The 13,498-nt window shown below is 39.7% G+C and carries 14 protein-coding genes and 1 other RNA gene; 9 read left to right on the forward strand and 6 right to left on the reverse strand.

The genetic code is table 11. From position 1 onward, the window contains the following. Nucleotides 1-73: 73 nt before the first annotated feature. The 5 genes from CJ305_RS05260 to CJ305_RS05280 all read left to right on the forward strand — a co-directional run bounded on the left by CJ305_RS05260 (nt 74) and on the right by CJ305_RS05280 (nt 5,977). Nucleotides 74-1,054 (forward strand): DUF368 domain-containing protein, encoded by a 981-nt coding sequence (locus CJ305_RS05260; RefSeq protein ID WP_099645202.1) that lies wholly within the window; start codon nt 74-76, stop codon nt 1,052-1,054. Next, complete coding sequence (locus CJ305_RS05265) at nt 1,044-2,060, forward strand: DUF368 domain-containing protein (protein WP_099645203.1); 1,017 nt, start codon at nt 1,044-1,046, stop codon at nt 2,058-2,060. The genes CJ305_RS05260 and CJ305_RS05265 overlap by 11 nt, the downstream gene beginning before the upstream one ends. Before the next feature lie 46 nt (nt 2,061-2,106). Continuing rightward, on the forward strand, nt 2,107-2,868 hold the full coding sequence (locus CJ305_RS05270) for a shikimate dehydrogenase family protein (protein WP_223248801.1): 762 nt from the start codon (nt 2,107-2,109) through the stop codon (nt 2,866-2,868). Between the two features lie 265 nt (nt 2,869-3,133). Continuing rightward, complete coding sequence (locus CJ305_RS05275) at nt 3,134-5,338, forward strand: DUF349 domain-containing protein (RefSeq protein ID WP_223248802.1); 2,205 nt, start codon at nt 3,134-3,136, stop codon at nt 5,336-5,338. 12 nt (nt 5,339-5,350) lie between these two features. Further along, complete coding sequence (locus CJ305_RS05280; protein ID WP_099645204.1) at nt 5,351-5,977, forward strand: class I SAM-dependent methyltransferase; 627 nt, start codon at nt 5,351-5,353, stop codon at nt 5,975-5,977. 144 nt (nt 5,978-6,121) lie between these two features. Here CJ305_RS05280 and CJ305_RS05285 read toward each other — a convergent pair whose 3' ends face one another. The 5 genes from CJ305_RS05285 to CJ305_RS05305 all read right to left on the reverse strand — a co-directional run bounded on the left by CJ305_RS05285 (nt 6,122) and on the right by CJ305_RS05305 (nt 10,587). Further along, entirely contained in the window at nt 6,122-7,138 is a 1,017-nt protein-coding gene (locus CJ305_RS05285; protein WP_099645205.1) for a hypothetical protein, read from the reverse strand. A 146-nt stretch (nt 7,139-7,284) separates the two neighbouring features. Further along, the gene (locus CJ305_RS05290; RefSeq protein WP_099645206.1) at nt 7,285-7,821 is read right to left on the reverse strand and encodes a 1-acyl-sn-glycerol-3-phosphate acyltransferase; all 537 of its coding nucleotides are present in this window, start codon (nt 7,819-7,821) and stop codon (nt 7,285-7,287) included. Continuing rightward, nucleotides 7,818-8,573 (reverse strand): 3-deoxy-manno-octulosonate cytidylyltransferase, encoded by a 756-nt coding sequence (gene kdsB, locus CJ305_RS05295; RefSeq protein ID WP_223248803.1) that lies wholly within the window; start codon nt 8,571-8,573, stop codon nt 7,818-7,820. Before kdsB ends, CJ305_RS05290 begins: the two co-directional genes overlap by 4 nt. A gap of 13 nt (nt 8,574-8,586) precedes the next feature. After that, on the reverse strand, nt 8,587-9,150 hold the full coding sequence (locus CJ305_RS05300) for a DUF4126 domain-containing protein (protein ID WP_099645207.1): 564 nt from the start codon (nt 9,148-9,150) through the stop codon (nt 8,587-8,589). Between the two features lie 3 nt (nt 9,151-9,153). Next, on the reverse strand, nt 9,154-10,587 hold the full coding sequence (locus CJ305_RS05305; RefSeq protein WP_099645208.1) for an ATP-dependent DNA helicase: 1,434 nt from the start codon (nt 10,585-10,587) through the stop codon (nt 9,154-9,156). A gap of 116 nt (nt 10,588-10,703) precedes the next feature. Between CJ305_RS05305 and CJ305_RS05310 the strand changes: the two genes are divergently transcribed. Genes CJ305_RS05310 through CJ305_RS05325 form a run of 4 tightly spaced genes read left to right on the forward strand, consistent with a single transcriptional unit; the run spans nt 10,704 to nt 13,103 of the window. Continuing rightward, nucleotides 10,704-11,357, forward strand: a complete 654-nt coding sequence (locus tag CJ305_RS05310; protein ID WP_099645209.1) for a hypothetical protein — start codon at nt 10,704-10,706, stop codon at nt 11,355-11,357. Beyond that, a complete protein-coding gene (locus CJ305_RS05315; protein ID WP_099645210.1) occupies nt 11,344-12,141 on the forward strand; it encodes a DUF3822 family protein in 798 nt (265 codons plus the stop codon). The genes CJ305_RS05310 and CJ305_RS05315 overlap by 14 nt, the downstream gene beginning before the upstream one ends. Before the next feature lie 3 nt (nt 12,142-12,144). Next, complete coding sequence (gene rsmD, locus CJ305_RS05320) at nt 12,145-12,702, forward strand: 16S rRNA (guanine(966)-N(2))-methyltransferase RsmD (RefSeq protein WP_099645211.1); 558 nt, start codon at nt 12,145-12,147, stop codon at nt 12,700-12,702. Between the two features lie 17 nt (nt 12,703-12,719). After that, nucleotides 12,720-13,103, forward strand: coding sequence for a hypothetical protein (locus CJ305_RS05325; protein WP_099645212.1), 384 nt, complete (start codon nt 12,720-12,722; stop codon nt 13,101-13,103). Here the strand turns inward: CJ305_RS05325 and rnpB are convergent. Further along, nucleotides 13,102-13,421: RNase P RNA component class A (gene rnpB / locus CJ305_RS05330), an RNA gene on the reverse strand. The two genes, CJ305_RS05325 and rnpB, sit on opposite strands and share 2 nt — an antisense overlap. Nucleotides 13,422-13,498: the final 77 nt, after the last annotated feature.

Here is a 13,498-nt window from a genome sequence, read left to right on the forward strand (position 1 = left end):
GCCGACACTTCACCTGGCGATTACCTTCCCATTATAGATTTCTTTAGTACATTTGAGACCTAACCAAGAATCCATGTCTCAAAACAGATCACTGCTTAATTATGCAGTCATTACTCTAAAAGGCCTGGCGATGGGAGCTGCAGATGTAGTACCCGGTGTTTCAGGAGGAACTATTGCCTTTATTGCTGGTATTTACGAAGAGCTCATTAAAACCATTGACAATCTGGATTTGGGGATCTTTACGGTCTGGAAACAGGAAGGCTTCTCAAAAGTGGTTGAGACTTACAATTTAAAGTTTCTGGGGGCTCTTTTTCTGGGGATTCTTGTGAGTATCCTTTCTTTAGCCAAACTTATCACCTACCTGCTTGATCATCATCCTCTTTTACTTTGGGGATTCTTCTTTGGTCTGATCGTGGCAAGTATTGTTTATATCGGAAAGCAAATAAGCTCGTATACCGTTGGTGTTTTTATTGCCGGAATAATCGGTATTGCCGTATCCTACTACATTACCATTGCTGAACCTTTAAGTACACAAGCCAGTTACTGGTTTATATTTTTATCGGGTTTCATAGCGATAATCGCGATGATTTTACCGGGGATTTCGGGTTCTTTTATCTTATTATTATTGGGTTCTTACTCTATTGTTTTGGGTACCGTTCGCAATTTTGTGGATGCTATCTTACAATTTGACTTTGAAGCCCTTAAAGATGCCGCTCTTAAACTCCTCTTATTCGTTTTAGGCTGCGTCGTGGGTCTGAAAGCCTTTTCACGCGTGCTTACCTATCTATTCCAAAATTTTCAAAACCTTACTCTGGCTCTGCTTACCGGTTTTATGATTGGTGCTTTGAATAAAGTTTGGCCCTGGAAAGAAGTCCTGTCGTATCGCGTAAATTCTGAAGGACACGAGGTTCCTCTTATTGAAAAAAGCATTTTGCCACAAAATTTTGATGGCAATCCGCAGATTATACTGGTTGTGGTACTAATGATTATCGGGTTTTTGACTATTTTTCTGCTTGAACGATTTGCAAAAGCGAAAAACGAGCATGGAATTTAAACACCGCTCCCTTTCTGATAAAATCTGGTTGGTGCTCAAAGGTCTCGCTATGGGCGCGGCTAATAAGGTACCTGGTGTATCAGGAGGTGTTGTGGCGTATGTAGCCGGTTTTTACGAAGAATTTATTTATTCTTTGCAGCGCGTTAATAAAAATGCCTTTAAACTATTGATTGGCGGGCGTTTTCGCAGTTTTGTACGCTACACTAACGGCCGGTTTCTCAGTCTGCTTATTTTGGGAATGGTCATCAGTTATTTTAGTGTTTCTAAAGTGCTAGACCTGGCCATAGACCACTTCCCGCTTCAGGTATGGAGTGCTTTTTTCGGAATGATTATAGGGAGTATTTACTACATCGCCAAAGATTTTGATGACTGGTCTAATCGGAATATTTTAATCTTGTCGCTGGGTGTTATTACCGGTATTGGCATTAGCCTACTTGAGCCGGCTACACAAAACGACAACCTTATCTTTGTCTTTTTCTGCGGAATTATTGGAGTTTCAGGAATGACGCTACCGGGTTTATCAGGTTCGTTTATTCTTATTTTACTGGGTAACTATGTACTGTTGCTGGTCGATTCGGTTAATGCGCTTTACGATACCCTATCAGACTTGGTTCAGGCTGATTTTTCATTTATTGATGATCCGTATCGCGTGCGTCTGCTCAAGGTTTTGGCCATGTTTACTTTGGGATCGGTCACGGGTTTAGTGACGCTTTCCAACTTTTTAGGCTATCTGCTTAAGCATTTTAAAAATGAAACAAATGCCGGAATAATCGGTTTCATCGCGGGTTCACTTGGTGTCGTCTGGCCCTGGAAGACTCCTATTTTTGAGCGTGATGCTTTGGGGGAGATTCAATACGATCGTGTAGGTGATCCTATTTTGCAAAACTACGACCGCTATATTCCGCACGAATTTTCAACTCATAATATAACTGCTGCACTGTTTATATTGTTAGGAATTATAAGTGTAATGGCTTTAAGTAAATACGGGGAAAACACCCGTGTATGATTTCTTAAAATTGTCGAGCTTTACTTAAATATTTTAATATTTTCGCATGCAGTTACAAGAACCCCAAGCCCTTATGCTAAAATTTGGCCTCATTGGTAAAAACATTGAGTATTCTTTTTCAAGGAAGTATTTCACCGAAAAATTTGAGAAAAACGATATTGACGCTTCGTATGTAAATTTTGACTGTCAGAATATTGCTGATGTTCGTAAGGTACTTCAGGATCGTGAAGACGAGTGTTTGGGCTTCAATGTTACCATTCCCTATAAACAAACCATCATTCCGTATCTCGACGAGATGAACAAACATGCCAGCGCAATAGGAGCGGTCAATGTGATTAAGCGACTTAATAACGGCAGGCTAAAAGGATATAATACCGATTATATTGGCTTCAGAAAATCACTCGCACCCTTTCTTTCTCAGCAAAGTCATAAATGCGCTTTAATTCTGGGAACAGGCGGTGCTTCAAAGGCCGTCGCTTATACATTGGAATTGGAGGACATTTCCTTCAAATACGTCTCCCGAAACCCTAAGAAAGGACAATTAGCCTACGAAGATTTAACCCCGGCAATTCTCAACAAATACACACTGATCATTAATACTACTCCATTAGGTACTTATCCTAATGTAACCGAGTGTCCTAAACTATCTTACAGACAGCTTACCCCAAAACACTTATTATACGATCTGGTTTACAATCCTGAAGAAACCCAGTTTCTTAAAAATGGAAAAGCACAGGGTGCAATCACTACAAACGGCTATAGTATGTTAAAACAACAAGCCGAAGCTGCCTGGAGAATTTGGAAATAATTTTACGCTTCAAAACATACTAAACTTTTACACGTTACTTAACTAACACCGGTAATTGTTCTGCTGCCAGCTACCACTTCCCTACCGGGATTAGCGGTCAGAATTACTTGTGGTTTGCACAGTTAATGGTATCTTTAGCATTCCAACGCAGGCTTTATTCTTTCGCTCACTTTAGCGAAAAATAAATGCTCCTGAGCTGAAAATTGATGCTTTAGTAATCAATTTAGCTTAAAATAAACCAGAAAGAACCTTAACATTGAAACAGATGTCTGAAGAAAAGAATAGCACAAAGGAAAACGAAAAGCATACTTCTGAAACCTATAAAAAACAGGAACAGCAACCTGTAAAATCGGAAGTCAAAGAAGTTGAAGATCAAAATAGTGAGCGTACTGATGAGGAATTGGTAACCGAATCAATTGATGTAATTCAGGATGCGAAAGACGTAGATGAGCCTAAAGAGGTTGAGGAATATACCGGCAATGCCAGTCTTGAAGAAGCACAATCCCCTGAGTCTGAAAAATCAATTCCTACTGAAAAGACCGAGACCAAAGAAAATAAAGAAGAGGAGCTGGTTACAGAATCTGTTGATACCGTAAAAGAGGCAAAAAAGGAAAACGAGGACGGCGAAGAAGATGAAGATTTTATTGCCGAAGACGATTCTGATGAAGATGATAGCCCGGAAGACCTGGAAGACGCCTTAAATGAAGACAGCGAGGACGAGTCTGCTGCAGAGCGTCATTCAATCCCTAAGAAAGACTACGAAAAGATGAGTAAGGAAGAGCTCATCAAAGAATTTAAATACCTCCTCAATAATCATAAAATACAGGCTATAAAAGAGCACGTATCCGAATTACGCGCAGCTTTTATATCAAAGTTTGAAGATGAGCAGGAAGAGGCTAAGGAGCGTTTTCTTGAAGACGGTGGCAATATTATAGATTTCAGGTATTACAGTCCGCTTAAGAAAGAATTTAACTCCCTGTATTTTGAGTACCGCGATAAGCGCAATCAGTACTATCAAAATTTACGCAAAGACCTTAATGCCAATCTGGAGACCCGCAATGCGCTTATTGAAGAACTCAAAGAGCTCAAGAATGAATTAGGAGGCGAAGACAGCATCAACACCACTTTTGAAAAGTTTAAAGACATTCAGGAGCGCTGGCGTAATGCCGGTAATATTCCCCGGGATCGCTATAATCTCGTATGGAATAATTACCATCATCATATTGAGAACTTTTACGATTTTCTGCATTTAAACCGGGAGTTCAGAGACAAGGATTTTAAGGAAAATCTGGACAAAAAGCTCAAGTTAATTGAGCAGGCTGAAGAACTTACTCAGGAGCCCGATGTGAATCGCGCTTTTAAAGAGCTTCAGATGCTACACAAAATCTGGAAGGAAGAGGTAGGACCGGTTTCCCGCGAATACCGTGAGGAAATCTGGGAAAAATTTAGTGCTGCCACGCGTAAAATACACGATGCCCGTCAGGATTACTTTAAAAATATTGATAAGATCCACGAGCAAAATCTGGAGAAGAAACAGGAAGTTATCGCAGCTATTGAAAAAGTTGTTGCAAATCCTGCTTCAAACCACAGAGAGTGGCAAAAGCAAATGAAAACGGTAAATGAACTTCGTGAGGATTTCTTTAAGATAGGAAAAGTTCCCCGCAAGGAAAATGAGCCTACATGGAAAGCCTTTAAAAAAGCTACCCGCGAATTTAACCGTGCTAAAAACGGCTTTTACAAAGACCAGAAAAAAGAGCAATATGCCAATCTGGAGAAAAAAATGGAGCTTGTTAAAATCGCTGAAGAAAACAAGGATAACGAAGACATAAAAGCTACCATAGACCTGATGAAAAAAATTCAGGCAGATTGGAAGAAAATAGGACACGTACCACGCAAAGACAGCGACAAGATCTGGAAGCGCTTTAAAAAAGCCTGCAACCATTTCTTTGATAAACTGCACGCTGAGAAAAAGGAAATCCTTGAGGAAGAAAAAACCAATCTTGAAGAAAAGAATGCTTTATTAGAGAAGGTTAAAGAACTTAAACTGAGCGGTAAGCCTGAAGAAGATCTTAAAACCATAAAGGCTGTTATCAAGGAGTGGAAAGACACGGGTCGCGTGCCGCATTCTAAAAAGAATATCGAGCAGGAATTCAACAAAGTACTTGATGGTTTGTTTAAAAAACTTGATCTAAGCCGAAAAGAGTCTGAGTTGATCAAATACGACAACCGTGTTGCTGCGATTGCAGATGAAGACGGTGATCAGGCACTTAATAAAGAGCGGTATTTTATCTCTAAGAAAATTGATGAAGTAAAAGCCGAAATTAATCAGCTGGAAAATAACTTGGGCTTCTTTCAGCATGTTCCCGATGACAATCCAATGGTAAAAGAGGTGCACAAGAATATTGCTGAGCATAAGAAAACCCTCGAAATCTGGAAGGCCAAACTCAAAAAGCTAAAAACACTGTATTAATCCTTCGGTCTTATGGTTTGCACCCTGTGTAAACATCCCGCTTATTTTTTCGGAAATTTTCAAAATAGAAACTATAACCGATGTACTCATTGTGCATCGGTTTTTTTAGATGCTGAATATTTACCTTCCGCCAATGCAGAACAAAAGCGCTATCAACATCATCAAAACGATAAAGCTAACAGCGGATACATTGATTTCTTAGAGCCATTGCTCGATGCCATAGTGCGTAATCATTCCGTAGATGAAGCTGGTCTGGATTTTGGTTCGGGTCCCAATCCCGTTTTAACCGAACTGCTTCAGGAAAAGGGATATGGTATAACAGCTTACGATTTATTTTTCAGTCCCAATAAAGAGGCCCTCAAACAAACCTATGACTACATTATATGCTGCGAAGTCATAGAGCATTTTCATAATCCAGGTGAAAGCTTTCAGCAATTAGCTGATTTACTAAATCCTGGTGGCTGTTTGTATTGCAAAACCAACTTATTGAAACCCGAACTTGATTTTGAACACTGGTGGTATAAAAATGATTTTACGCACAGCTTCTTCTACACATCAGAAGCCCTAGAATTCATAAAAGCCCGTTTTAAATTTTCGGAATTAAAATTCAATAAAAACTTCTTTCAATTCATCAAGTAAACGATTTTATAGTAAGTGGATTCAGCATTCGGTGTTAAACAAATTTTTGATACCTAGGAAAGGATCTGAGTATATTAGGCTTTGGCTATGCCAAATGAAAAAAGCGGCCCTTAAAGACCGCTTTCCTTTGAATTTTAACACATTCTATCCTCTATAAAAATATAAGGAAGAAACTCCGCTTAAACTGTTATTAATCGCCGGAGTAGCATTACCACCACCTGCGGTTGAAACGTTTCCGAAAGCTAAAACACGACCACCACCGTTGGCCAGTTCGGCTACATACACCGTATCAGATGCGGCGTCGTATTCCACATTTACGGGATTACCCATCATAGTAGCTGCACCAGCATAGCGTATCTGTTGACCTACAGCTAAAGTTCCGCCATTTGCCACAGCATTAAATTTTGACATAAAATTGGTAATCACGTGAAATCCACCATCGGTATCTGCACCAGGGCCTGAAGCCGCTGCGATATCACTCATAATTAACGTTCCGCCATCAAAAGCAATTCCGTGAGTTCGTCCTATTCCTTCAATAGCGATACGCTTAGAAGCACTTACAGTTGCATCTGCCGTATTACTGCTTAAAAAGTTGGTAAATACAGCAAGTTCATTGGTGTTATCAACTACCGCATACAGGTCATTACCTATAAATTCAATTCCCCATACCGAAAAATCAGTAGTAATTGTTCTGCTTAGTGTCAAAGAACCATTTGATTTTTCAAATACAAAAAATCGACCGGCATTTGCATTTTGACTGTCAGCGACTACATAAAAGTTACCATTTACAGCAAGATCTCTAGGGTTTTGCAGCACCGGCTGGCTAGAAATATCAACCGTTAAATTTATTGTAGCTGTAATGATATCACTAATACCCACATACGTCTGCAGGGAAGTCTGGGTCATTCCTCTTGATGCAAGGGTAAAGCTGTCATCATCTGGGGAGTAATAAATACCTTCAGCATCTGATGCCGAAGTGCTTATTGTTGTAACCGAATTTGTAGTAAGATTGTAGCGGGTAACGTCTCCATTTGCGTGACTTGTCGCGTAAAGATTTGCAGAAACCTCTTCCTGCATCATGTCATCTGAATCATCATCACTACATGAAGTCAATGCGAAGATTCCTATCATTCCTAAAACCAGTATGTTCTTAGTATTCATAATTAATTGGTGTTTGTTAAACATTTAATTTTGAATATCTACGTATAGGCTTCGGATTGCGGTTTTCTATAATTTCAATTTTAACGGAATTTTAGCTTTGTCAAAATTCGTAGAGCCTGAAGTAATGACCTGGGATAAGCCGGTTTCTAGCTGTTTTCAGGAACTTTACCCACAACCCCATCAAAAAATTGACGCAGCGTTTTTAGATCGGCTTCAAGATTTCCGGTTGGATAAAACAGATCTCCTATATGATGCTGCTTTTGACCAAAATCCATCGTGACAGGCAAAATAGGAACACCGGCTTCAAGAGCTATAAAGTAAAACCCGGTTTTCCATTCGGTTACTTTTTTGCGGGTACCTTCCGGTGAAAGTGCCAGCCGAAATGTTTCCCGTTCTTTAAATAGTGAAGCAATGTAGGTGACCTTATTCTGTCCCGGCGTGCGGTCTAATGGGGTCCCTCCTACTTTTTTGAAATACCAGCCAAAAGGTGGACGAAAAAGTTCCTTCTTTCCAAGAAAATTGACTTTCACATCTATAATACTCCTAAAAAGCAATCCCATATAAAAATCATGCCAGCTGGTATGAGGAGCAGCAATAACAACCATTTTTTGTACTTCCTTCGGGAACCGGCCTACTATCTTCCATCCCAAAAGGCGGTAAATGGTTTTTGCTATAAACTTCATTGTTGTTTTTTTGTTCGGAGTATATTACGAGCTTCTTCCAGATCCTGAGGCGTATCAATACCTATTGCAGGGCTGTCTGAATGTACCATTTTAATGCGCTTACCATACTCGAGATAGCGTATGGCTTCAATTTTCTCAGAAGCCTCCAGATTGCGCATAGGTAATCTGGCAAAATCGAGCACCGCCTCTTTTCTAAAAGCATAAATGCCCTTGTGCTTATAATAGGTTACCTCAATATCCCGGTCTCTGGGATATGGAATGGGCGCCCGGGAGAAGTATAATGCAAAATTATGCTGATCAACAATAACCTTTACATTATTGGGGTTTTCAATTTCGCTTTCTGCGCGCATAGGAGTCATCAGGGATGCCAGATCAATATCTTCTGCTCCTTCCTCATAAAAAACCTGAAGTACATTGTGCATATCTTCCGCATTTGTAAACGGCTCATCACCCTGTACATTCACAACAATATCAATATCCAGATCCTGTACGGCCTCTGCAATACGGTCGCTGCCGCAACTGTGCTCTGCAATACTCATAATAACCTTACCAGAAGCCTGCTCAACAGCATTCCTGATCTCTTCACTATCAGTAACAACATAAACCTCGTCAAAAAGTGCAGTTGCTTTAGCAGCCTCATACGTACGTAAAATCACCGGCTTGCCTTCCAGGTCCTGCATTAGCTTACCCGGAAATCTGCTTGCCTCGTAGCGGGCAGGAATCATCGCAATGGTTCTCAGTTTTGTATTCATTAAATCTTAAAGCTTAGTAGCCGATTTTTTGCTTTCTTCTTTTAAAAAAGCGCAGCAATCGGTATATAATATAGACGACCAAAAAGAGCGCAAGAATAGGAAATATAAGAGCAAGAATAGACAGGATTGTAGAAAAAATAGCCTCTATAGTTGAAAAGACCGGGTTTGCAAAGCCCATAGTGGTTGTGGTTGAGGCTGCACGTGCCGTTGCCGTAGTTCCGGCAATAAGGCCGGCGGTTCCACCTCCTCCAATAATTGCCAAAGACCACGAAACCCAGGGCTCAAAATCACCCAGCGTTACAAAAAAGAGAATCGTACCCGCAACACTGGCAAGAGGCACAGCAATGGTGTCAAGTGCATTATCAAACCAGGGAATGTAGTAGGCCAACAATTCTAGTACTGTGGCGAAACCTAAAAGGATTAAAGTTTGCCAGGAACCCAACCAGTACCAGTTTTCATTTAGATCAACCCAGCCATAATACGATGCAATACTCAAAGCCAGTAAGGGCAGGAATATTCTAAAACCGGCAGCTGCGGCCAGACCAATCCCGAGACATATACTAAGAATGATCTCCATAAATTAACTGTCTAAAAACATATCATCTTTAAAACCTATAAGATACAGTTTTTTCTGGGCACGCGTCACAGCGGTATACAACCAGCGCAGGTAATCTTTATTCATACCGTCACGCAAATACGGCTGCTCGACCATAATGGTGTCCCATTGCCCGCCCTGAGACTTGTGACAGGTAATGGCATAGGAGAATTTTACCTGAAGGGCATTGAAAAACTTGTTGTTTTTCACCTTCATAAACTTCTTGTACTTAGAAGTTTCTTCTTCATAATCTTTCATCACTTCCTGATAAAGCCTGTTTGAATCTTCATAAGGTAGCGAAGGAGTTTCAGAAGTAAGGGTATCGAGCAAAAGAACCGTTTCAAAGGGTGCGAGATTGGGATAATCGGTCATCTTGACCTTGACTTCCGCAAAGCGGAAACCATACAGTTCCTTAATGCTAAATATTTCAAGAATTTCAATGATATCTCCGTTTGCAATGAAACCGGCATCGCTTTTGGCATCAAGCCAAAAATAATTGTTCTTAACCACCATAAAATAATCTCCGGCACTCACTTCTTCTTCCTTAAACAAAATGCGTGACCGAATCTGCTGGTTGTACAGATTGGCCCGCTTATTAGAACGTACGATGATTGCTGTACCTTCATTCCCGTACTCCCGATAGGAGTCGCCCAAAGCATCCATAATTTCGTGTCCATCAATGAGTCGCACCACATCGTCCTGACCACTTAAATCAAACCGAAAATCCTCGTAAAGCCCATCATTCATAAATTCCCGGATACGCGTGGCGTTTTTTAAAATTCCACTGGTTTCTGCCTGTCGCATGACCTCGTCAAGTTCTATGCTTTTCACGGTCTTATTAAATTGAAGTCCGAGATTTTGGGTGTCTAAAGCAGGACTGAGTTCCATCTTAACAGGCGGCAGCTGCGCTTCATCACCTATTAAAAGCAGCTTACAATTGTGACCGCTATATACGTAAAGCATCAGGTCATCCAGCAACGATCCGTTTTCAAAGAGCTTTGATTCTGATGCATTGTCTGAAATCATTGAGGCTTCATCTACTATGAATAAGGTATTGCGATGTTTGTTGCGCTGTAAGGTGAATGAAACAGCTCCTCCCCGCTCTTTTTTTGGATAATAAATTTTACGGTGAATGGTCTGAGCGGGTTTGTCACTATAGCTCGAAATAACTTTAGCAGCCCTTCCGGTAGGAGCCATCTGTATGGAAGACATACGAATGTGCCATAAATTTTTGACCACAGTCCCTATAAGAGTGGTTTTACCCGTACCGGCATAACCCTTCAAAACGAATAAATTATCCTTTTTGCTGTCAAACAAAAAGTTACTCAACTGCATCAGCAGTAGGTTTTGTTTTTCGGTAGGTTGAAAGGGAAAATCCTGAAGTAAAAGCTTATAAAATGCGTGCTCGTCTAGCTTCATGTATGCTTATCTTGATTGTAAAGATACTAAGGAAATTTAGGCTGATATCCTTTAGCGATTAAAAAAAAATTGTAGATTTGCTTATAACCTTAATTAAATTTAAAACCACACATCGAATGAAAATAGTAATTCAGTTAGTACTTTGGGTAGTGATCGGAATATTGGGATATTTACTTTTTGACTCTGTTTATGGCGAAGTCAAGTTTAATGATCTTAAAGTTGTTCGCTATCAAAAAGCGGTAGATAAACTAAAAGACATCCAGAAGTCTCAATTAGCATATAGACAACTTACCGGTAAGTTTGCTAAAGATTTTGATCAATTGATTGAATTTATTGATACTGCAGAATTCACACTAACTGAACGTCGCGATACTTTGGTATTGGATGAAGAAGCTACCAGAAGATACCGTGTAGATACACGTAAGGAAATCACAATCATTGATACTTTAGGTTTCCGTTCTGTTAAAGATTCACTTTTCCAGGGAACTGATCGTTATAAGACCATGATGAATGTTCCGGGTCCTGTTGCTGACGCTAAATTTGAAATGGACGCCGGTACTATTATTAAAAGTGACGTGCCAATTCCTGTTTTTGAAGCCAAAGTTTCAAAAGATATTTTACTTGCCGATCAACCTAAAGATTATGTAGCTAAAGAAAAGCAGGTTCTTTCTGTTGAAGGTGTAAACGGAGCTTATCTTACCGTTGGTTCTATGACCGAAGTTAAAACAGCCGGTAACTGGCCTAAGAGTTACGGGGATGCTGATGAATAAAAATCTGCAAGATCCTGAAAATCATAAACTATCCATCCAAGTTAGCTTGGATGGATTTTCTTTTTGTATCAAAACTATTTCAGACTCCAGATTGGTTGATTCAGAGCGTTTTCATTTTGAACACATCCATTCTCCCGAGCAGGCTCTGGTTAAAATAAAAGAAGTTTTTAGCACCCTGCCTCAACTCAACAATACCTTTCAGGAAGTTGTTGTTGTCTACGACAATGAACTTTTTACTATAGTACCGGAATATCTTTTTGATCAGAACAATCTCGCAGATTACCTTAAGTTCAATACCAAAATTCTAAAAACTGATTTCACGGTTTATGATGAATTGGAAGCACTTAAGCTTATTAATGTTTACATCCCATTCTCGAACATCAACAACTTTTTCTTTGATCATTTTGGAACGTTTACGTTCTATCACAGCCAGACTGTTTTCTTAAAATCGGTTTTAAGTGATACTAATGCTTCTGAAAATGTAAAGGAAGTGTTTGTTCATGTTTCGAAAACTTCAATCGCACTCATTGCCCGAAAAAACGATCAGTTACTGCTGAATAATCGATTTAATTATGAAAACGCGGCAGATTGTGTCTATTACATCTTGTATTGCTACGAGCAACTACAACTTGATCCGGAAATAAATCCTATTATTCTTAAGGGTTCAATTACCGAAAATGATGAAGTTTACAAACTCATCTATGACTACATCAGACACGTAGGTATAGAACAAACAGCAATCGAGTCTAATTTATTGAAGAACACCTACCTGCAATACCTTTAAACTATGAGAATTATTAGCGGAATTCATAAAGGAAGACGTCTTATCGCTCCAAAAAAGCTACCGGTCAGACCCACTACTGATATGGCTAAAGAATCCCTGTTCAATATTCTTAGAAATCGATACCAGTTCAGTACGTTACGCGTGTTAGACCTGTTTTCAGGAACCGGTAACCTCAGTTATGAGTTTGCATCCAGAGGGGTTCAACACATTACCGCAGTTGACGTCCATTCCGGTTGTATACAATACATTAATAAGACCGCCACAGAGCTTGAAATGCCGATAGAAACTTTTAAGTCTGATGTTTACGTCTTTCTAAGTCGCGAAAGCAATTCGTATGATATCATCGTTGCAGATCCACCTTATGATTTTGAAGACAGCCAGTTTATTGAAATCGTAAATCTTGTTTTCGATAATAACTTACTAAAACCGGAAGGCTCATTAATTTTAGAACATAGTAAACACACTGATTTACAGAATATTCGTAACTTTAATGAACTTCGAAAATACGGCGGTAGTGCCTTTAGTTTTTTCAAGAACCCCGATACCAATAACGATATTTAATTTTCAGTTCTTGCTTTATGGCTGTAGCAATAAAAGAATATGAGTTGAGTTTCACAAAACTTACCTGCTCTAAAAATTATGTGATTTCTGAGGTAAAGGAAGGCTGTTATCTTACTCGGGAGTTGTTTGATGAAGTGCTGCTCATTTTAGAAGAATACTACGGGAGGTCAAAACCCTACATCTACATCTCAAATCGGAAATACGATTTTAACGTAAACCCTATCGATTATCTAAACTGTTCGGGTATAGATAATATGATTGGAGTTGCATTAGTTACAGAAACAGCCTCAAAAATGCAAACGGCAAATTTTGAAAAGAATTTCATGACCAAAAAAACACGGATTTTTGGAACATTAAAGGAAGCGATTGATTGGGCTAACACCTTTGTTGAGGCACAATAAAAAAAGCAGACCTGTAAGCCGGATTCTGTTCTTACCGAAGTAATACCTTATCATTTATCTGGACTTTTGATTACTCAAAAGCTCTATCTGTCTACCCTCCGGCATCGCGCGGGAAACACTTAATTGCCGGTTTACATGACATTGCACCGCATAGAGTTTACCTGATTTCACTACAGCATTACCTGTACATCCTTTCTGTTGCACTGGTCCTTGACTTAAACTAAGCCAGACGGCCGTTAGCCGCTATGCCTCCCTATGGTGTCCGGACTTTCCTCCTCAGAGCCCAAAAAGACCTGAAGCGATAAGGCGGTCTGCTTGCCGCAAAAGTAAGTCTTATTTAAGAACTGAAAGCTTATTAAAGCATCCGTTTTTGCGCAGATTGTTGATAAGACATT

It is taken from the genome of Leeuwenhoekiella nanhaiensis (assembly GCF_002744755.1).
GTDB lineage: Bacteria > Bacteroidota > Bacteroidia > Flavobacteriales > Flavobacteriaceae > Leeuwenhoekiella > Leeuwenhoekiella nanhaiensis.